The sequence below is a fragment of the Pseudomonas libanensis genome (assembly GCF_001439685.1).
Taxonomy (GTDB): Bacteria; Pseudomonadota; Gammaproteobacteria; order Pseudomonadales; family Pseudomonadaceae; genus Aquipseudomonas; species Aquipseudomonas libanensis.
In genome coordinates this window covers 327,460-346,574 of sequence record NZ_JYLH01000003.1, presented here as the reverse complement: position 1 = coordinate 346,574, position 19,115 = coordinate 327,460, and the positions used below count along the sequence as shown (strand labels likewise).

Here is a 19,115-nt window from a genome sequence, read left to right as displayed (position 1 = left end):
TGACTGGATGAAAATCATCATCCTTGGGGCAGGGCAGGTCGGCGGCACGCTGGCCGAACATCTGGCCGGCGAAGCCAACGACATTACCGTGGTCGACACTGATGCCGAGCGCCTGCGTAACCTGGGCGACCGCCTGGACATCCGCACGGTGCAAGGCCGCGCATCGTTTCCGACGGTGCTGCGTCAGGCGGGTGCCGACGATGCCGACATGCTGGTCGCGGTGACCAACAGCGACGAAACCAACATGGTCGCCTGCCAGGTGGCCCATACCTTGTTCCATACTCCGACCAAGATCGCCCGCGTGCGCGAGGCGGCCTACCTGACCCGCGCCGGCCTGTTCGATAACGATGCCATTCCCGTCGACGTACTGATCAGCCCGGAACAGGTCGTGACCCACTACATCAAGCGCCTGATCGAGATTCCGGGCGCCTTGCAGGTGATCGACTTCGCCGAAGGCAAGGCACAATTGGTGGCGGTGAAGGCTTACTACGGTGGGCCGTTGGTGGGCCAGCAACTGCGCCAGCTGCGCGAACACATGCCGAATGTGGAAACCCGCGTAGCGGCAATTTTCCGACGTGACCGGCCGATCCTGCCCCAGGGCGATACGGTGATTGAAGCCGACGACGAAGTGTTTTTCATCGCCGCCAAAGCGAATATTCGCGCCGTCATGAGCGAAATGCGCAGGCTCGATGAAAGCTACAAGCGCATTGTCATCGCTGGCGGTGGGCAGATTGGCGAACGCCTGGCCGAAGCCATCGAAAGCCGCTACCAAGTGAAGATCATCGAGATGAGCCCGGCGCGTTGTCGGCATTTGTCCGACACCCTCGACAGCACCGTCGTACTGCAAGGCAGCGCCTCGGACCGCGACCTGCTGATGGAAGAGAACATCGCCGACGCCGACATCTTCCTGGCCCTGACCAACGATGACGAAGCCAACATCATGTCGTCGCTGCTGGCCAAGCGGCTGGGGGCGAAGAAGGTGATGACCATCATCAACAACCCGGCCTACGTCGACCTGATCCAGGGTGGCGATATCGATATCGCCATCAGCCCGCAGCTGGCCACCATTGGCACCTTGCTCGCCCACGTGCGCCGTGGCGATATCGTCAGCGTGCACTCATTGCGCCGGGGCGCGGCGGAAGCCATCGAGGCCATCGCCCACGGTGACTCGAAGTCGAGCAAAGTGATCGGCAAGGCCATTCGCGATATCGGCCTGCCGCCGGGCACCACTATTGGCGCAATTATTCGTGATGAAGAAGTGATCATTGCCCACGACGATACGGTGATCGCCACGGGTGACCATGTGATTTTGTTCCTTGTGGATAAGAAACATATCCGCGATGTGGAGAAGCTGTTCCACGTGGGGCTGAGTTTTTTCTGATTAAAAAATTGAGTGAGCCTGCCGCCGTCATCGCGGGCAAGCCCGCTCCCACATGTGATCGCGTTCCAAGTGTGGGAGCGGGCTTGCCTGCGATGACGATATCGAAACCGCTATGTAGCTAAAGGACGCACAGCCATGCTCGAATCCCTGGAAAAAATGCTCGCCAAGGGTGTGGATAATTCATTGCTGCGCTTTGGCCTGGGCAAGGGTTACCTGGACCTGAAGGACAACGCCAAGGCGGCCGAGCATTTGCAAAAGTGTGTCGAGTTCGACCCACAGTATTCGGCGGCGTGGAAGCTGTTGGGCAAGGCGCAGTTGGGGCAGGGTGATAACGCTGGAGCACGACACGCTTGGGAAAAAGGCATAGAAGCGGCTTTGGCCCATGGCGACAAACAGGCCGAGAAAGAGATGGCAGTGTTCCTGAAGAAACTAGATCGCCAGGCCTGAATGGAGATCAAAATGTGGGAGCAAGCCCGCTCCCACATGGGTTTCGCATAGACCTTGAGTCAGCGGTGAATCAATACCACCGCGCCTCACCCGGCGGGCGCTTCTTGAAGCGCTTCATGCTCCACATGTACTGGCTCGGGTAGGCGCCGACATAGCGCTCCACCACCTTGCTCATCGCCGCGCAGGAGGTGGCGGTGTCTGTGCTGTACATGTCTTCCGGCGCCGCTTCCAGGATCACCTTGTAGCCCGAGCCGTCCGGCAGGCGTAGGGCATGCAGGAATACGCCCACCGCCTTGTGGCCCGCGAGCATGTTCGGCACGAATTTGCTGGTGAGTGCCTGGGTGGCAAAGAATGGTACGAAGATGCCGGCCGACTCAGCCGGCTCCGGGTCGGCAGGAATGCCCACCTGGCCGCCTTTGCGCACTTCCTTGATCACGCTGAGAATGCCTTCCTTGGTGGAGGCCGCCACGCGGTTGCCCAACTGTACGCGCTGTTTGCGCAACAACTCGTCCACGGCCTTGAGCTTGGGCGGGCGATAGAAAATGATCGGCTTGCACTGGCTGCAATAGAAGTGGTTCAACACTTCCCAGTTGCCCAGGTGGCTGGTGATCCCCACCACGCCTTTGCCGGAGGCCAGGGCTTCGTGCAGCACTTCCAGGCCCTCGACTTCACGGACCAGGTCGATTGAACGCTGCGCCGGCCAGATCCACGCACAGGCGCTTTCGGTCAGGGATTTGCCGATGTCCATCAGGCTGCGGCCCACCAGGCGCTCGCGCTCGGCCGGGTCCATGTCCGGGAAACATTTGGAGAGGTTGATCCGCACCGTGTCGCGGGAACGATTGGGGGTTTTCCACATGATCCAGCCGATGCCCGTGCCGACGGCCTGTACGGCGCGCCAGGGCAGCAGGGCAAACAACCGGAGAGCGCCTACCAGCAAGGCGCCTTTAAACTTTTCCACAGGTCACTCCTGATCGTGTGTGGTGCGCAAAGCTGGCATTCTAACCGGCGTTGGCCAAGTCCGCGTAGCGGTCGCAGTCCTGGGTGTGGTCCATGACCATGCCCGAGGCCTGCATGAAGGCGTAGCAGATGGTCGGCCCGACGAAAGTGAAGCCTGCCTTTTTCAAGGCGCGGCTCATGGCTTCGGCTTCGGGCGTGATCGCCGGGACGTCGCTGCGATCCTTGAAGTGATTGACCTTGGGTTTGCCGCCGACAAACGACCACAGCAACCCCACCGGGTCTTCCAGCGCCAGCCAGGCCGTGGCGTTGCGCCGGGTAGCGTTGAGCTTCAAGCGATTGCGCACGATGCCCGGGTCCTGCATCAGCACCTCGATTTCCTCATCGCTCAATTGCGCCAGACGCTGCGCGTCAAAGCCGAACAACACCTTTCGATAATGCTCGCGTTTGCGTAAAACGGTGATCCAGGACAGGCCTGCCTGGAACCCTTCGAGCAAAAGCAACTCGAACAAACCCTGCGCATCGCGCAGCGGCGTTCCCCACTCCTGATCGTGATAAGCCATGTACAGCGGATCTTCAGAACACCAAAAGCAGCGTGGCATAAGGCTCCAGGGAGTGGTGGCAGGGCCGAATCGGGTATACTCCCGCTCTTTAAATCGCAGCCCAAGTAACAGGTGAATTTCGTGAGCCAGCCTACGCCAGCCGTGCGTACCTTCCAAGACTTGATCCTCGCCCTCCAGCAATACTGGGCCGAGCAAGGTTGTGTGGTACTTCAGCCCTACGATATGGAAGTAGGCGCCGGCACTTTCCACACCGCTACATTCCTGCGGGCCATCGGCCCGGAAACCTGGAACGCCGCTTATGTGCAGCCCAGTCGTCGCCCGACTGACGGCCGCTACGGCGAAAACCCGAACCGTCTGCAGCACTACTACCAGTTCCAGGTGGTACTGAAGCCCAACCCGGATAATTTCCAGGAACTGTACCTGGGCTCGTTGAAGCATGTGGGCCTGGACCCACTGGTGCACGACATCCGTTTCGTCGAAGACAACTGGGAATCGCCAACCCTCGGCGCCTGGGGCCTGGGCTGGGAAGTCTGGCTCAATGGCATGGAAGTGACGCAGTTCACTTACTTCCAGCAGGCGGGCGGCATCGAGTGCTACCCGGTGACCGGCGAGATCACCTACGGCCTCGAGCGCCTGGCCATGTACCTGCAAGGCGTGGACTCGGTCTACGACCTGGTGTGGGCTGACGGCCCGTTCGGCAAAGTAACCTATGGCGACGTGTTCCATCAGAACGAAGTGGAGCAGTCCACTTATAACTTCGAGCATGCCAACGTCGATAAGCTGTTCGAACTGTTCGACTTCTATGAAAGCGAAGCCAAGCGCCTGATCGAACTCGACCAGCCGCTGCCGTTGCCGAGCTATGAAATGGTGTTGAAGGCGTCCCATACCTTCAACCTGCTGGACGCCCGCCGTGCCATCTCGGTTACTGCGCGCCAGCAATACATCCTGCGTGTACGCACCCTGGCGCGTTCCGTCGCCCAAGCCTACCTGCTGGCTCGCGCCAAGCTGGGCTTCCCGATGGCAACCCCGGATTTGCGTGATGAAGTGTTGGCTAAGCTGGAGGCTGCACAATGAGTGCTCAAGATTTCCTGGTTGAACTGGGCACCGAAGAGCTGCCACCCAAGGCGCTCAATACACTGGCCGATGCGTTCCTGGCCGGTATCGAAAAAGGCCTGCAGACCGCCGGCCTGAAATTTGAAGCCAAGAAAGTCTACGCCGCGCCACGTCGCCTGGCGGTGCTGCTGACCGCGCTGGAAACCCAGCAGCCGGATCGCAGCATCAACCTGGACGGCCCACCGCGCCAGGCGGCTTTCGATGCCGAAGGCAACCCGACCCAGGCCGCCCTTGGCTTTGCCAAGAAATGTGGCGTAGAGCTGAGCGAGATCGACCAGAGCGGCCCGAAACTGCGTTTCAGCCAGGTCATCACCGGCAAGCCGACCGCCAGCCTGTTGCCGACCATCGTCGAAGATTCCCTGAACGACCTGCCTATCCCCAAGCGCATGCGCTGGGGTGCGCGCAAGGAAGAGTTCGTGCGTCCGACCCAATGGCTGGTGATGCTGCTCGGCGATCAGGTCATCGACTGCACCATCCTCGCCCAAAAGGCCGGTCGTGATTCCCGTGGGCACCGCTTCCACCATCCAGAAAGCGTGCGTATCACCTCGCCGGCCAACTACCTCAACGACCTGCGCGCTGCTTATGTGCTGGCCGATGCCAATGAGCGTCGCGAGCTGATCAGCAAGCGCACCGAAGAGCTGGCGCGCCTGCAGGAAGGCACCGCCATCGTGCCGCCAAGCCTGCTGGACGAAGTGACCGCCTTGGTGGAATGGCCGGTGCCGCTGGTGTGCTCGTTCGAGGAGCGCTTCCTTGAGGTGCCGCAAGAAGCGTTGATCACCACCATGCAGGACAACCAGAAGTATTTCTGCCTGCTCGACGCGGACGGCAAGTTGCTGCCGCGTTTTATCACCGTGGCCAACATCGAAAGCAAAGACCCGCAGCAGATCATCGCCGGTAACGAAAAAGTCGTTCGCCCGCGCCTGACCGACGCCGAGTTCTTCTTCAAGCAAGACAAGAAGCAGAAGCTGGAAGACTTCAATCTGCGCCTGCAGAACGTGGTGTTCCAGGAAAAACTCGGCAGTGTCTATGACAAGGCCGCACGGGTTTCCAAACTGGCGGCCTACATTGCCCCACGCATTGGCGGCGACCCGGCCTGGGCCGCACGCGCCGGCCTGCTGTCCAAGTGCGACCTGGCCACCGAGATGGTCGGCGAATTCCCCGAGATGCAAGGCGTTGCCGGTTACTACTACGCCCTTAACGACGGTGAGCCGCAAGAAGTTGCCCTGGCCCTGAACGAGCAGTACATGCCGCGCGGTGCCGGTGCAGAGCTGCCGACCACCCTGACCGGTGCGGCGGTAGCCATCGCCGACAAGCTGGATACGCTGGTGGGCATCTTTGGCATCGGCATGCTGCCCACCGGTAGCAAAGACCCCTATGCCTTGCGTCGTGCGGCCTTGGGCGTGCTGCGCATCCTGATCGACAAGAAGCTGGACCTCGACCTGACCCAAGCCGTGGTGTTCGCCGTCGGCCAGTTCGGCGCCAAGGTCAAGCAAGCCGGCCTGGCCGAGCAAGTGCTGGAGTTCGTGTTCGACCGCCTGCGTGCGCGTTATGAAGACGAAGGCGTGGACGTTTCCGTCTACCTGTCGGTGCGTGCCTTGCAACCGGGTTCGGCCCTGGACTTCGATCAGCGTGTACAAGCCGTACAGGCCTTCCGCAAGCTGCCGGAAGCTGATGCCCTGGCCGCCGTGAACAAGCGCGTGTCGAACCTTCTGAGCAAGGCCGACAACCTCGGCAATGCTGAAGTCGACCCAGGCCTGTTTGCCGATGCCAAGGAGTTTTCGCTGAACTCGGCCATTGCCAAGGCCGAAAACGCCGTGAAGCCGCTGATCGCCGAGCGTAACTACGCGCAAGCGTTGGCGCGCCTGGCGTCGTTGCGTGAGCCGGTGGATGCGTTCTTCGAAGCAGTGATGATCAATGCCGACGATGCCGGCGTGCGGAAAAACCGCTACGCCATGCTCGCGCGTCTGCGTGGCCTGTTCATCAATATCGCTGACATTTCCGTACTGGGCTGATCATGTTGAAACTGCTGATTCTCGATCGGGACGGGGTGATCAACTACGACTCCGACGCTTACATCAAGTCGGTGGATGAGTGGATCCCACTGCCCGGCTCGATCGAGGCCATCGCGCAGTTGAGCAAAGCCGGCTGGACCGTGGCCATCGCCACCAACCAGTCCGGCATCGCCCGGGGTTACTACGACATCCATACCCTGGAGGCCATGCATGCGCGTTTGCGCACGTTAGTGGCCGAGCAGGGAGGCGAGGTGGGGCTGGTGGTGTACTGCCCCCATGGGCCGGATGAGGGCTGCGATTGCCGCAAGCCCAAGCCTGGCATGTTGAAAATCATTGCAGAACATTACAAGGTGCCGTTAGCTGGGATATGGTTCGTCGGGGACAGCCTCGGTGACCTGGAGGCAGCCAAGGCCGTCGACTCTCAGCCAGTTTTGGTTAAGACCGGAAAAGGCGAAAAGACCCAGGCGAAAAACCTGCCGGTAGGCACCTTGATTTTTGACGATCTGGCGGCCGTTGCCGCAGAACTTATCAACAACTAGCCGCCCTCGACTTCCTGACCAAGGATTGTTCGGGAGTGCGCTTTTAACAGGCGGGCCGTGTCCCGCAACGGTAAATGCCGCCATGTCGATCTTGCAGGCCATCAGAACCTTTTTCTTTTACCTGCTGCTGGGCACCAGTTCGTTTCTCTGGTGCACCCTGAGCTTTTTTATTGCGCCATTCCTGCCTTTCAAGGCGCGTTATCGCTTCATCAATGTCTATTGGTGCCGCTGCGCGTTGTGGCTGAGCAAGGTATTCCTCAATATCCGTTTCGAGATCAAGGGCGCTGAAAACGTCCCGGAGCAGCCCTGTGTGATTCTGTCGAACCACCAGAGCACCTGGGAGACGTTCTTCCTCTCGGCCTATTTCTCGCCACTGAGCCAGGTGCTCAAGCGCGAGCTGCTGTATGTGCCGTTCTTCGGCTGGGCCATGGCTATGCTCCGGCCGATCGCCATCGACCGCGACAACCCCAAGGCAGCGCTCAAGCATGTCGCCAAGAAAGGTGATGAACTGCTCAAGGATGGCGTGTGGGTACTGATCTTCCCGGAAGGCACACGGGTGCCCTACGGTACGGTGGGCAAGTTCTCACGTGGCGGTACCGCACTGGCGGTCAATGCCAACTTGCCTGTGCTGCCAATTGCACATAACGCCGGCAAGTTCTGGCCCAAGACCGGCTGGGCCAAACGCGCCGGCACCATCACCGTGGTAATCGGCGAACCGATGTACGCAGAAGGCGAAGGGCCACGTGCCATTGCCGCACTGAACGACCGCGCAGCGGCGTGGAATGAAGCGCAACAGCGGGCCATGGGCTCCTTGCCTCCGGAACCCGTAGTGGTAGAGACCCCCGTCGTTTGAGCATCTGTGGATAACCTGTGTACGCTTTGTTGGCGAATTGGCTTTTTTTCTTCCTAAAAGACTGATTTTATTACATATTTCTTGATCTCATAAAATCTTGAAAAACGTGCATAAGTTTTTTCTTCATTAAAAAACCGGTCCTTGAGACCGGTTTTTTATGCACCAGAAAAGTCTATTTTTCAGTCGTCCAATTGGGGCAGTTGCAATATGAACGTTGAGCCTTTGCCCAGCTCACTTTCACAAGTAATGCGCCCACCATGCCGTTCTACCACGGCTTTGACCATGCTCAGGCCAAGCCCAAGACCGTCACTGCCCTGGGCGGAATCGAAACGCCGGTATTGGCTGAACAGCTCCGGTAAATCCTTAGGCGCAATCCCCGGCCCTTGGTCGCTGATGCGGCATTCCAACCAACCTTGTGCGCTGGCATGCCTCAGCCTGACGGTAGTACCGGATGGGGAATACTTGATCGCATTCTCCAGCACATTGAACAACGCCCGGGTGAGCAGTGATTGGTCGGCGTAGACCATGGCCTCATCGGCCTCATCCAGATCGTGGACCAGATGAATGCCCTTGAGCTGCGCAATCACCGCTACCTGATCAAAGGCGTCCATCACCAGCATGGCGAACAGGGTCGGTTGGAACTGATACCCGTCAGCCTCGGCCTTGGCCAATTGCACAAAGGATTCGGTAAGGCTCAAGGCCCGGCGGACCTGCTGCTCGATCTGGGCAAAGACCGGCGATTCGCCGTTATGCACATCCAGCAAGGCAAGGATCGCCGAATGCGGTGCACGCAGGTCATGGGAAAGGAAACGCAACATAGTCTCGCGGTGCTGCTGGGCTTCGCGCTCTTTGCTCAGATCAGTCAGGCTGAGTAACCAGCCGAGGGCAAAATCACCTTCCGCGGGAAGCAAAGGTGCAAGCTCCATGCGCAGACTGCGTTGGTGGATGTCGCGGAACTCCACCAGTTCCAGTGCTGACAGGGCAGGGCGTACGCCGTTGTGCAGCGGGGGATAGCCCAAATCGGCGAGTTGTTCGACGAGGTTTTCGCCGACCAGGTCATTGCCGAATACGTCACGGGCCACACGGTTGGCCAACAGAATATTGCCCTGGGGGTCGGTGATCAGCGTCGCGACCGGCAGGCATTCGAGTCCGTCAGCCATAAAGCGCCGTGTATCTCGCGTGCGGCTGACGGCTTGCTCAAGGGCAAAGATCCGCCCCTGCAGTACGTCGCCCTTACTGGCAGGCGCACGGCGGCGCTCAGGAAGCACCTTCGGTTCGTTATCCAGGCGGGCCAATTCCCAGCCAAAATAGGCGAGAATCACGCTCAAGCGTCGCCAGTTCCAGATCAGATAACTGAGCAACAAACCAATCAGGCAGGCCGCAGGGGACCACCAGTGTCCCAGGCGTAGCAGCGCCCAAGACCCCAGCAACGCGACGGCCATGCCTGCCAAGGTCATCCACAGGGCGTAACGTGGGCGATAAAGCAAAAGACCCAGCAGCAGCTTTACCAATGATGTTGCCAACAACGCTGCCAGCCACCCGGGCAAGTCGACAATGCTGCGGCCCTGCAATAAGCCATTGAGCACGTCGGCTTGGATCTCCACACCAGCGGTAGTACCAACGGTGGAGGAGAGCGGCGTCACGAAACGATCGGCCATTCCATAGGCCGTGGCACCTATCAGAATCAGTCGACCACGCAGCGACTCTGGAGGTACTTCGCCGCGTAATACGCTGACATAGGAGACACTGGGAAAGTGCTCGGCCTCGGAGGTGAATGGAACACGAATCTCATGCTCCTGGTGCCATCGCACATTGCTGGGCGCTTGAGACAATCCAGGCATGGTCGGGGCTTGTCCACTCAGCGTGAATGCCAGCCAGGCCAATTGCGGAAGCGTACTTCCGGGGGGGCCTTCACGCAGATACACACTGCGCACCACGCCGTCGTTATCCGCCTCGACGTTAATATGCCCAACCCCCTTGGCGCATTTGAGCAATGGCGATAACGGCTCTTGCGGCGGGCCCGGGCTCCCGCCGCTATCACCGATGATAGGCAGCAATACATTCCCGGCTTTACACACGGCATCGGCCAATCGCTGGCCATCGGCGTCCTTTCCGGACTCACTGAAAATGACATCAAACAGAATGGCCGCAGGCTGGGCGGCACTCAGGCGTCCAATCAGGTCGGCATGCACACTGCGCGGCCAAGGCCATGGGCCGAGTACTTCCAGGCTGGGGGCGTCAATAGTCACCAGCAGGATCCGCGGATCTACCGGCACAGGTGCCAGCCGACGCAAGCTATCGTAGAGCGGGTTATTGAGGGCCAGGCCTGGGCTCAAGGACAAGTACGCGGTGAAGGGCAGCAGTACCAAGCCGATCAACAGCCATTCCCGCACCAGCCCATGAAACAACAGCTGTGCTCGGGTAGGTTGGCGTTTCTCGGCTTTGCGCCATAATTTCACAGGGCTACCGCCGCACTTAGACAAAAGCGAAGATGGTTTGCAGGTAAAGCTGCCATAGGCCCAGGCTCCAGGTGGTTACGATGAAACGCATACGATGCTCTGAAACAAGTGAAGCTTATTTCGGTCTCATCGGAAGGCTTTGTGTAGGCCCGCCAAACAGACGTACCGGGGAGGCTATCGGCACGGCGCCTTTTCCTTATACACAGGAGCCGGTATCTTTCCTTTAAGCATCGAGAGCGCGTCAAGTTAACAGCCCTTTGATATCAGCGTATCGAGAGATTCCCGAAGTGTAGAATCCATCCATAATTATTCAGATTCAGAGGCCGGCATTTGCACAGCAGTGCCTCCCATTCAAAGCTCTTGTATTTTTGTAGGAAGGACCCACCCATGCGCGTCGCAATACTGGATGACGAGCCCGCCGAATTGAGACGGGTGGAACAGACACTGCGACAGATTCCCAGCCAAGCGGAACAGCCCTGGTCCCTGCATTTCTTTGAGCGCGGTGAGGACCTGCTGCGCCAACTGCGTCGGGAGACCTTTGACCTGCTGATACTCGATTGGCAACTGCCGGATATCTCGGGGATCGCACTGTTGCGCTGGACCCGCGAACATATGGAATCCCCTCCCGCCGTCATCATGCTCACCAGTCGTGATGCCGAGAGCGATATCGTCACAGCATTAAATAGCGGCGCGGACGATTACGTCAGCAAGCCCTTTCGACCTAATGAACTCAAAGCCCGAGTCAGTGCTGTCTTGCGGCGCCATGGCCTGCAGAAGTCGGCTACTCAGGAAGTGCAGAGCTTCAACGATCTGACCTTCGACGATGCTGAATTGACCGTCACCCGCGCAGGCAAACCTATCAACCTGACGGAACGGGAGTACCGCCTTGCCAGTTGCCTGTTCGCCAATTTGGCCCGACCGCTCTCTCGCGAGTACCTGTATGAGCGATTCTGGAGCCACGAAGAAATGGTTTCTTCCCGGCCTTTGGATACGCACATCTACCGTCTGCGCAATAAGCTGGGACTGACGGCGGATCGCGGTTGGCAGCTGTTGACGATTTATGGGTACGGGTATCGGTTGGAGAGTGTGGCAACGAACTCCCAAAGTTAAATTTCGTGATGTTCCACGTGGAGCATTTTCAAAAATACACCCAATAAAAAAGGCCAACGCTATGCGTTGGCCTTTTGGGTTTTAGCCGGCATACCTGATCAGAAGTCCAGGTTGGACACCGCCAACGCATTGCTCTCGATGAAGTCACGGCGAGGCTCGACCGCATCACCCATCAGGGTGTTGAAGATCTGGTCTGCGCCAATAGCGTCTTCGATGGTCACGCGCAGCATACGACGCTGAGCTGGATCCATGGTGGTTTCCCACAGCTGATCCGGGTTCATCTCGCCCAGACCTTTGTATCGCTGAATGGTATGGCGCTTGGTGCTTTCAGCCATCAGCCAGTCCAATGCTTCCTTGAACTCCTTGACTGCCTTCTTACGCTCACCACGTTGAATATAAGCACCGTCGTCCAGCAGCGTGCTCAGTTGCGCACCGAGGGTAACTACCGTCTTGTAATCGTTGCTGCCGAAGAAGTCGCGGTTGAAGGTGACGTAGTTCGATAAGCCGTGGGAGATCAGTTCGACCTCTGGCAGCCAGACGTTACGTTCACGGTCTTCGCGCAGACTGGCTTTGTACACCAGGCCAGACTTCTCGACGGTACGCAGGCGCACTTCGTACTGGGCCAGCCAATCCTGCATGTGTGCGTGGTCACCCAACTGCTCCAGGCTTACGGAAGGCAGGTAGATGAAGTGTTCGGTCAGCTCCTGAGGGTACAGGCGCGACAAACGCTTGAGGGTCTTCATCACCATGCGGAAGTCGTTGACCAGGCGTTCAAGCGCCTCACCGGAGATGCCCGGGGCTTCGTCGTTCAGGTGCAGGCTGGCGTCTTCAAGGGCCGACTGCGTCATGTACTCTTCCATGGCGTCGTCGTCTTTGATGTATTGCTCTTGCTTGCCCTTTTTCACTTTGTACAACGGCGGCTGGGCGATGTAGATGTAGCCACGCTCGATCAGCTCAGGCAACTGACGGAAGAAGAAGGTCAGCAGCAGGGTACGGATGTGCGAACCGTCGACGTCAGCATCGGTCATGATGATGATGTTGTGGTAGCGCAGCTTGTCGATGTTGTACTCGTCGCGCCCAATACCGCAGCCCAGCGCAGTGATCAAGGTGCCGACTTCCTGGGAGGAAATCATCTTGTCGAAGCGAGCCTTCTCGACGTTGAGGATCTTACCCTTCAACGGCAGGATGGCCTGGGTGCGACGATTGCGACCCTGCTTGGCGGAACCGCCAGCAGAGTCACCTTCCACCAGGTACAGTTCGGAGAGGGCAGGGTCTTTCTCTTGGCAGTCAGCGAGTTTGCCTGGCAGACCGGCGATATCCAGCGCGCCTTTACGGCGGGTCATCTCACGGGCCTTACGCGCGGCTTCACGGGCGCGGGCAGCATCGATCATCTTGCCAACGACCAGCTTGGCTTCGTTCGGGTTTTCCAATAGGAAGTCGGAGAAGTACTTGCCCATTTCCTGTTCAACAGCGGTCTTCACTTCGGAAGATACCAGCTTGTCTTTGGTCTGTGAGCTGAACTTCGGATCCGGCACCTTGACCGAGATGATCGCGGTCAAACCTTCACGGGCGTCGTCACCGGTGGTGGCGACTTTATGCTTCTTCGCCAGGCCTTCCGCTTCAATGTAGGTGTTCAGGTTACGCGTCAGTGCAGAACGGAAACCCACCAAGTGAGTACCGCCATCGCGCTGCGGAATGTTGTTGGTGAAGCACAACAGGTTTTCGTTGAAGCTGTCGTTCCACTGCAAGGCGATTTCCACACCGATGCCATCTTCACGCTGGATGTTGAAGTGGAACACCTGATTGACCGCAGTCTTGTTGGTGTTCAGGTATTCAACGAATGCACGCAGGCCGCCTTCGTACTTGAACAGTTCTTCCTTGCCGCTGCGTTCATCCTTGAGGACGATACCGACACCGGAGTTGAGGAAGGACAGTTCACGAATCCGCTTGGCCAAGATGTCCCAGCTGAAGTGAATGTTCTTGAAGGTTTCCGCCGATGGCTTGAAATGAATCTGGGTACCGGTGGTTTCACTGTCGCCAACGATTTTCATCGGCTCTTGTGGCACACCGTGGACGTAGGTCTGTTCCCAAATCTTGCCGCTGCGGCGAACGGTGAGAATCAACTCTTCGGACAGCGCGTTCACTACCGACACACCTACACCGTGCAAACCACCGGATACTTTATAGGAGTTGTCGTCGAACTTACCGCCGGCGTGGAGCACGGTCATGATGACCTCTGCCGCCGAAACGCCTTCTTCTTTGTGTACGTCTACCGGGATGCCACGACCGTTGTCACGCACGGTAATAGACTCATCCGGGTGGATGATAATGCTGATGTCGTCGCAGTGACCGGCCAGAGCTTCGTCGATGGAGTTATCGACCACCTCGAACACCATGTGGTGCAGACCGCTACCATCATCGGTGTCGCCAATGTACATACCGGGACGTTTGCGTACGGCATCCAAACCTTTCAGCACTTTGATGCTGGTCGAGTCGTACGTGTTTTCTTCGCTCATGCCTTCACTCCCGATGGTCGTGGGTCTGGGTGATACGGCCTTGTTCCACGTGGAACAAAGCGACTGGCGTTTCCGTCTGCCAGCCTTCCCTCAATAATTCGTGATCTACACAGGTGATAAAAACCTGGCAGCGTAAGTCTTCCAACAAGCGGCATAGCGAACGGCGGTGCTGCTCGTCGAGTTCCGACGGCAAGTCATCCACCAGATAAATACACTGGCCGCGACGGGCCTGGCTAACCAGATGCCCCTGCGCGATACGCAACGCACAGACCACCAACTTCTGCTGGCCACGGGACAAGATATCCGCGGCATTGTGTGCACCTAATCTAAGGCGCAAATCAGCGCGTTGGGGTCCGGCCTGGGTGTGGCCGATTTGCTGATCCCGCTGCAAGGACGTAGCGAGCACTGCGCTCAGCTCGCGTTCTTTGTCCCAACCGCGGTAATAACTCAGCGTCAGCCCCTCGAGATCCAACAACTCGCTCAAGGTCTGCTCAAAGACTGGTTTCAAGGCTTTGATATAGGCACGGCGGTATTCATCTATTTCATCACTGGCCAGGCACAGCTCCCGGTCCCAGGCTGCTTGCGAAGCGGCGTCAAGTGTACCATGCCGCAGCCATGAGTTCCGCTGCCGCAGGGCCTTCTGCAGGCGCTGCCAGGTGGCCATAAAGCGTGGTTCCACGTGGAACACGCCCCAATCGAGGAATTGCCGCCGAATTTTCGGTGCACCTTCCAACAATCGGAAACTGTCTGGGTTGATTAGCTGCAATGGCAATATTTCCGCCAATTGCGCTGCGCTGCGAGCATTTTGCCCGTCAATTCGGATTTGAAACTCACCGCCGCGATCACGGGATATCCCCAGGCTGCTATGACCGCCTTCAGCCAGTTCAACTTGACCAAACACTGTGCACGCCAATTGTTCGTACTGAATGACGGGTAGCAGGCGGGCACTGCGGAAAGAACGAGCGAGCCCCAACAAGTGGATCGCTTCCAGCACGCTGGTTTTGCCACTGCCGTTGGCGCCATGGAGGATATTGATGCGAGGGGAAGGGGAGAAGGTCACCGGGTGCAGATTGCGCACCGCGGTGACCGAGACGCGACTGAGGGACATCTAGCTTCTGCTGAGCATGGTTACAGGCGCATCGGCATGACAACGTAAGCCGAGTCGTCGTTGTCGGATTCTTGCACCAGGGCGCTGCTGTTGGAGTCAGACAGAATCAGGCGAACCTGTTCAGTCGTCATCACCCCCAGTACGTCCAACAAGTAGCTCACGTTGAAGCCGATTTCCAGTGAACCGCCGTTGTAGTCGACGCCGACTTCTTCTTCCGCCTCTTCCTGTTCCGGGTTGTTGGCCTGGATTTTCAATTGGCCGTTGGCCAGTTGCAGGCGAATACCGCGGTACTTTTCGTTCGACAGAATGGCAGTACGGCTGAACGCCTCACGTAGCGCCTGGCGATCACCGATTACCAGCTTGTCACCACCTTTAGGCAACACGCGTTCGTAATCCGGGAACTTGCCGTCAACCAGCTTGGAAGTGAAGGTGAACTCGCCAGTGGTTGCGCGGATGTGATGCTGCCCCAACACGATGCTGACGTTGCCGTCCGGCTCGGTGAGCAGGCGGGCCAATTCGAGGATACCTTTGCGCGGCACGATCACCTGGTGGCGATCCGGCTGGCCGATATCGGCGCGCATCGAGCACATCGCCAGACGGTGGCCATCAGTGGCCACGGCACGGATGATGCCTTCCGATACTTCCAGCAGCATGCCGTTGAGGTAGTAACGCACGTCCTGCTGGGCCATGGCAAAGCTGGTGCGCTCGATCAAGCGACGCAGCTTGCTCTGCTCCAGGCTGCAGGTCAGCGAGCCTGGGCCTTCTTCCACGGTAGGGAAATCATTGGCCGGCAAGGTCGACAGGGTAAAACGGCTGCGACCAGCCTTGACCACCAGCTTTTGCTCATCGACCTTGATATCAATCAGCGCGTCGTTCGGCAGGCTTTTGCAGATATCCATCAGCTTGCGCGCCGGCACGGTGATCTCGCCGGGTTCGGCGGGCTCTTCGAGCTGTACGCGACCCACCAGCTCGACTTCCAGGTCGGTACCGGTCAAGGACAACTGCTGGCCTTCGACCACCAGTAATACGTTGGAAAGCACCGGCAAGGTCTGTCGGCGCTCGACGACGCCTGCGACCAGTTGCAGGGGTTTCAACAGGGCTTCGCGTTGAATGGTGAAATGCATGGTCTAGTCCCTTGCCTTAATAAGCTGCGCTGGTGTCATCACGTAGTCAGTGTACGCAGCAGGTTCTTGTAGTCCTCGCGAATATCCGCGTCGGATTCCTTAAGTTCGTTGATCTTGCGGCATGCGTGCAGGACCGTGGTGTGGTCGCGTCCGCCAAATACATCACCGATTTCCGGCAGGCTGTGGTTGGTCAACTCCTTGGAGAGAGCCATGGCTACCTGACGGGGGCGCGCAACCGAGCGCGACCGACGCTTGGACAGCAGGTCGGAAATCTTGATCTTGTAGTACTCGGCCACGGTGCGCTGGATGTTATCCACACTCACCAATTTGTCCTGCAAGGCCAACAAGTCTTTCAGGGATTCGCGAATCAACTCGATGGTGATATCGCGGCCCATGAAGTGCGAGTGAGCGATGACCCGCTTGAGCGCGCCCTCGAGTTCACGCACGTTGGAACGAATACGTTGGGCAATGAAGAACGCAGCGTCGTGGGGCAAGTCGACTTTGGCCTGGTCGGCCTTCTTCATCAGGATCGCGACGCGGGTTTCCAGCTCCGGCGGTTCCACCGCAACGGTCAGGCCCCAACCGAAGCGCGACTTCAAGCGTTCTTCAAGGCCCTCGATTTCCTTCGGGTAACGGTCACTGGTCAAGATGACCTGCTGGCCACCTTCAAGCAGGGCGTTGAAGGTATGGAAAAACTCCTCCTGGGAGCGTTCCTTGCGCGCGAAAAACTGAATGTCATCGATCAGCAAGGCGTCAACGGAACGGTAGAAGCGCTTGAATTCGTTGATTGCATTGAGCTGCAAGGCCTTGACCATGTCCGCCACGAAGCGCTCCGAGTGCAGGTACACGACCTTGGCATTCGGGTTCTTCTTTAACAGGTGGTTACCCACGGCATGCATCAAGTGCGTCTTACCCAAGCCAACGCCCCCATAAAGGAAGAGCGGGTTGTACCCGTGCTTGGGATTATCGGCGACCTGCCAGGCGGCAGCCCGAGCCAGCTGGTTCGACTTACCTTCGACGAAGTTTTCAAAGGTGAAGGTGCGGTTCAGGTAGCTGGTGTGCTTGAGCGCACCTTCAACCTGAACAGTGCGCTGTTCGGCGCGGACCGGCGCCTGCTGGGAACTGGCACCCGCCATCGGGTCGAAGCTGTCACGGGATGGCTCTTGATTTTCTGGCGCATTTTTTTGCGCTGAGGATTTGGAAGGCGTCGCCGCAGGCACGGGGGAAGCGGCAACCGGCGTCGCTGCGGCCTGGGCTTGCGACGCCGCGGCAGCCAAAGGCGCATTCGGCGCGGCCCGTGGTACCGAGCTACGTTTGCTGCCTATTAATAAGGAGAGCACGGGCGCGAGGCCGTTGCCATGTTCATCGAGCAATTCGAGAACGCGGCTCAGGTACTTCTCGTTGACCCAGTCGAGAACAAAACGATTGGGTGCGTAGACACGCAACTCGTCGCCTTCGGCTTCGACCTGTAGCGGACGGATCCAGGTGTTGAATTGCTGGGCAGGCAGCTCATCGCGCAAAAGCTCCACGCACTGCTGCCAAAGTTCCACTGACACGGATATCCCCTAAGTTGAAAGCCGGTGAGGCAAAAACAGCCGCCATTGTAGCGGCCAGCCGCCCACTTATCCACATGTAGGTTGCTCACAGGCCAGCCAAAATCAATGTCTTAACGGCAAAAAAGGCGACCAATGGTCTGTGCATAAGCTCTGTGGATAAGCCACCCTGAGCTCGTTGTACAAGTGGGGTCGAAACTCTGTGGGTAACTGGCCTGTGGATAACAACCCATTCCACACACAGCTTATCCGACAGCGCAGCACAGGCAGAGCACCGCTTCTCCCCCGTGTTGTCATTCTCTGTACATCACGTACAACAAGGGCTAAAGGTAGTTATCCACAGACGATCGCGTGCCTAGCTTTTATAAGCTTTACAGAAAAGCTTTAAATAACTTCCTTCTTTATTTTTATATCTATGGCAAGGCTGATGGAAGCCGGACGACCCGAAGCGGGTCGTGACGCCATGAAGAACTAATTAAAGGAAAAGCTGGTTGGAAATTGACCTAGAGGCTTGCTTTCTCTAGAATCGCCGGTCTCTTAAAACGGGGGCCATTCCGGCCCGTTGTGGACGAACCAGGTAACAACGCCATGAAACGTACTTTCCAACCAAGCACCATCAAACGCGCCCGTACTCACGGCTTCCGTGCTCGCATGGCTACCAAGAACGGCCGTGCTGTCCTGTCGCGTCGCCGCGCCAAAGGTCGTGCGCGTCTGGCAGTTTGATAATCCGGTACTGGTGGTGAGTCAGGACTTCAGTCGGGAAAAGCGTCTGCTAACCCCCCGGCATTTCAAGGCAGTCTTTGACTCCCCCACCGGCAAGGTTCCGGGGAAAAATCTCCTGCTCCTTGCGCGTAACAACGATCTTGATCACCCTCGTCTCGGGTTGGTGATCGGCAAGAAGAGCGTAAAGCTCTCCGTTGAGCGCAATCGCCTCAAGCGTCTGATGCGCGAATCGTTTCGCCTCCACCAGGACACTCTGGTTGGTTGGGATATTGTTATCGTCGCGCGCAAAGGCTTGGGTGATGTAGAAAACCCCGAATTGATTCAGCATTTCGGCAAGCTCTGGAAACGTTTGGCGCGTACCCACAAGCCAGCACCAGCAGTCAGCACCGAAACTGTAGGGGTAGACAGCCTTGATGCGTAAACTGGCAATCGTTCCGATCCAGTTTTATCGCTATGCCATTAGTCCTCTGATGGCCAGCCACTGTCGTTTCTACCCCAGTTGTTCCTGCTACGCGTTAGAGGCCATAGAAAATCATGGTCTTCTGCGCGGTGGCTGGCTGACCTTTCGTCGTTTAGGTCGCTGTCATCCGTGGAATCCCGGTGGTTATGACCCGGTTCCACCTATCCCTACCTCCCGTTCTTCTTCGATGGCCGAGTAAT

At 58.1% G+C, this 19,115-nt stretch carries 17 protein-coding genes; 10 read left to right on the top strand and 7 right to left on the bottom strand.

Annotated features, from left to right (window positions below):
* The first annotated feature begins 7 nt into the window (after nucleotides 1–7).
* Together trkA and TU73_RS06905 are read left to right on the top strand one after the other, a co-directional pair.
* The gene (gene trkA / locus TU73_RS06910; protein WP_005783380.1) at nucleotides 8–1,381 is read left to right on the top strand and encodes a Trk system potassium transporter TrkA; all 1,374 of its coding nucleotides are present in this window, start codon (nucleotides 8–10) and stop codon (nucleotides 1,379–1,381) included.
* A 135-nt stretch (nucleotides 1,382–1,516) separates the two neighbouring features.
* Complete coding sequence (locus TU73_RS06905) at nucleotides 1,517–1,828, top strand: tetratricopeptide repeat protein (protein ID WP_057011559.1); 312 nt, start codon at nucleotides 1,517–1,519, stop codon at nucleotides 1,826–1,828.
* A gap of 70 nt (nucleotides 1,829–1,898) precedes the next feature.
* On the opposite strand, the gene TU73_RS06900 is transcribed toward TU73_RS06905, so the two are convergent.
* Entirely contained in the window at nucleotides 1,899–2,786 is an 888-nt protein-coding gene (locus TU73_RS06900) for a lysophospholipid acyltransferase (protein WP_014716285.1), read from the bottom strand.
* A gap of 40 nt (nucleotides 2,787–2,826) precedes the next feature.
* A complete protein-coding gene (locus tag TU73_RS06895) occupies nucleotides 2,827–3,384 on the bottom strand; it encodes a DNA-3-methyladenine glycosylase I (protein ID WP_057011558.1) in 558 nt (185 codons plus the stop codon).
* 81 nt (nucleotides 3,385–3,465) lie between these two features.
* Between TU73_RS06895 and glyQ the strand changes: the two genes are divergently transcribed.
* The 4 genes from glyQ (at nucleotide 3,466) to TU73_RS06875 (ending at nucleotide 7,862) form a co-directional block, all read left to right on the top strand.
* Complete coding sequence (gene glyQ, locus TU73_RS06890) at nucleotides 3,466–4,419, top strand: glycine--tRNA ligase subunit alpha (protein ID WP_003187265.1); 954 nt, start codon at nucleotides 3,466–3,468, stop codon at nucleotides 4,417–4,419.
* On the top strand, nucleotides 4,416–6,470 hold the full coding sequence (gene glyS, locus TU73_RS06885) for a glycine--tRNA ligase subunit beta (RefSeq protein WP_057011557.1): 2,055 nt from the start codon (nucleotides 4,416–4,418) through the stop codon (nucleotides 6,468–6,470). Before glyQ ends, glyS begins: the two co-directional genes overlap by 4 nt.
* Nucleotides 6,470–7,009: a D-glycero-beta-D-manno-heptose 1,7-bisphosphate 7-phosphatase gene (gmhB, locus tag TU73_RS06880; RefSeq protein ID WP_173668910.1), complete on the top strand. Its 540-nt coding sequence runs from the start codon at nucleotides 6,470–6,472 to the stop codon at nucleotides 7,007–7,009. The genes glyS and gmhB overlap by 1 nt, the downstream gene beginning before the upstream one ends.
* Nucleotides 7,010–7,091: 82 nt before the next feature.
* Nucleotides 7,092–7,862: a lysophospholipid acyltransferase family protein gene (locus tag TU73_RS06875; protein WP_057011556.1), complete on the top strand. Its 771-nt coding sequence runs from the start codon at nucleotides 7,092–7,094 to the stop codon at nucleotides 7,860–7,862.
* A 179-nt stretch (nucleotides 7,863–8,041) separates the two neighbouring features.
* Here TU73_RS06875 and TU73_RS06870 read toward each other — a convergent pair whose 3' ends face one another.
* Complete coding sequence (locus tag TU73_RS06870) at nucleotides 8,042–10,321, bottom strand: CHASE2 domain-containing protein (protein WP_057011555.1); 2,280 nt, start codon at nucleotides 10,319–10,321, stop codon at nucleotides 8,042–8,044.
* Between the two features lie 387 nt (nucleotides 10,322–10,708).
* Here TU73_RS06870 and TU73_RS06865 point away from each other — a divergent pair, with 387 nt between their 5' ends.
* On the top strand, nucleotides 10,709–11,431 hold the full coding sequence (locus tag TU73_RS06865; RefSeq protein WP_046070219.1) for a response regulator transcription factor: 723 nt from the start codon (nucleotides 10,709–10,711) through the stop codon (nucleotides 11,429–11,431).
* Between the two features lie 98 nt (nucleotides 11,432–11,529).
* On the opposite strand, the gene gyrB is transcribed toward TU73_RS06865, so the two are convergent.
* Genes gyrB through dnaA form a run of 4 tightly spaced genes read right to left on the bottom strand, consistent with a single transcriptional unit; the run spans nucleotide 11,530 to nucleotide 17,735 of the window.
* Nucleotides 11,530–13,947, bottom strand: coding sequence for a DNA topoisomerase (ATP-hydrolyzing) subunit B (gyrB, locus tag TU73_RS06860; protein ID WP_046070218.1), 2,418 nt, complete (start codon nucleotides 13,945–13,947; stop codon nucleotides 11,530–11,532).
* Nucleotides 13,948–13,951: 4 nt separating this feature from the next.
* Entirely contained in the window at nucleotides 13,952–15,055 is a 1,104-nt protein-coding gene (recF, locus tag TU73_RS06855; protein ID WP_003187251.1) for a DNA replication/repair protein RecF, read from the bottom strand.
* A gap of 20 nt (nucleotides 15,056–15,075) precedes the next feature.
* Nucleotides 15,076–16,179: a DNA polymerase III subunit beta gene (gene dnaN, locus TU73_RS06850; protein ID WP_005783345.1), complete on the bottom strand. Its 1,104-nt coding sequence runs from the start codon at nucleotides 16,177–16,179 to the stop codon at nucleotides 15,076–15,078.
* A 38-nt stretch (nucleotides 16,180–16,217) separates the two neighbouring features.
* Complete coding sequence (dnaA, locus tag TU73_RS06845) at nucleotides 16,218–17,735, bottom strand: chromosomal replication initiator protein DnaA (protein WP_057011554.1); 1,518 nt, start codon at nucleotides 17,733–17,735, stop codon at nucleotides 16,218–16,220.
* A 585-nt stretch (nucleotides 17,736–18,320) separates the two neighbouring features.
* Here dnaA and rpmH point away from each other — a divergent pair.
* Genes rpmH through yidD form a run of 3 tightly spaced genes read left to right on the top strand, consistent with a single transcriptional unit; the run spans nucleotide 18,321 to nucleotide 19,114 of the window.
* Entirely contained in the window at nucleotides 18,321–18,455 is a 135-nt protein-coding gene (rpmH, locus tag TU73_RS28115) for a 50S ribosomal protein L34 (protein WP_003213577.1), read from the top strand.
* Nucleotides 18,456–18,468: 13 nt separating this feature from the next.
* Nucleotides 18,469–18,876: a ribonuclease P protein component gene (gene rnpA, locus TU73_RS28110; protein WP_020302575.1), complete on the top strand. Its 408-nt coding sequence runs from the start codon at nucleotides 18,469–18,471 to the stop codon at nucleotides 18,874–18,876.
* Complete coding sequence (gene yidD, locus TU73_RS28105) at nucleotides 18,869–19,114, top strand: membrane protein insertion efficiency factor YidD (RefSeq protein ID WP_019816912.1); 246 nt, start codon at nucleotides 18,869–18,871, stop codon at nucleotides 19,112–19,114. Before rnpA ends, yidD begins: the two co-directional genes overlap by 8 nt.
* Nucleotide 19,115 lies beyond the last annotated feature (1 nt).

Coding starts and splice junctions, on each gene's coding strand:
- trkA (WP_005783380.1), top strand. CDS start 8: ATGAAAATCATCATCCTTGGGGCAGGGCAGGTCGGCGGCACGCTGGCC.
- TU73_RS06905 (WP_057011559.1), top strand. CDS start 1,517: ATGCTCGAATCCCTGGAAAAAATGCTCGCCAAGGGTGTGGATAATTCA.
- TU73_RS06895 (WP_057011558.1), bottom strand. CDS start 3,384: ATGCCACGCTGCTTTTGGTGTTCTGAAGATCCGCTGTACATGGCTTAT.
- glyS (WP_057011557.1), top strand. CDS start 4,416: ATGAGTGCTCAAGATTTCCTGGTTGAACTGGGCACCGAAGAGCTGCCA.
- TU73_RS06875 (WP_057011556.1), top strand. CDS start 7,092: ATGTCGATCTTGCAGGCCATCAGAACCTTTTTCTTTTACCTGCTGCTG.
- TU73_RS06865 (WP_046070219.1), top strand. CDS start 10,709: ATGCGCGTCGCAATACTGGATGACGAGCCCGCCGAATTGAGACGGGTG.
- gyrB (WP_046070218.1), bottom strand. CDS start 13,947: ATGAGCGAAGAAAACACGTACGACTCGACCAGCATCAAAGTGCTGAAA.
- recF (WP_003187251.1), bottom strand. CDS start 15,055: ATGTCCCTCAGTCGCGTCTCGGTCACCGCGGTGCGCAATCTGCACCCG.
- dnaN (WP_005783345.1), bottom strand. CDS start 16,179: ATGCATTTCACCATTCAACGCGAAGCCCTGTTGAAACCCCTGCAACTG.
- rpmH (WP_003213577.1), top strand. CDS start 18,321: ATGAAACGTACTTTCCAACCAAGCACCATCAAACGCGCCCGTACTCAC.
- yidD (WP_019816912.1), top strand. CDS start 18,869: ATGCGTAAACTGGCAATCGTTCCGATCCAGTTTTATCGCTATGCCATT.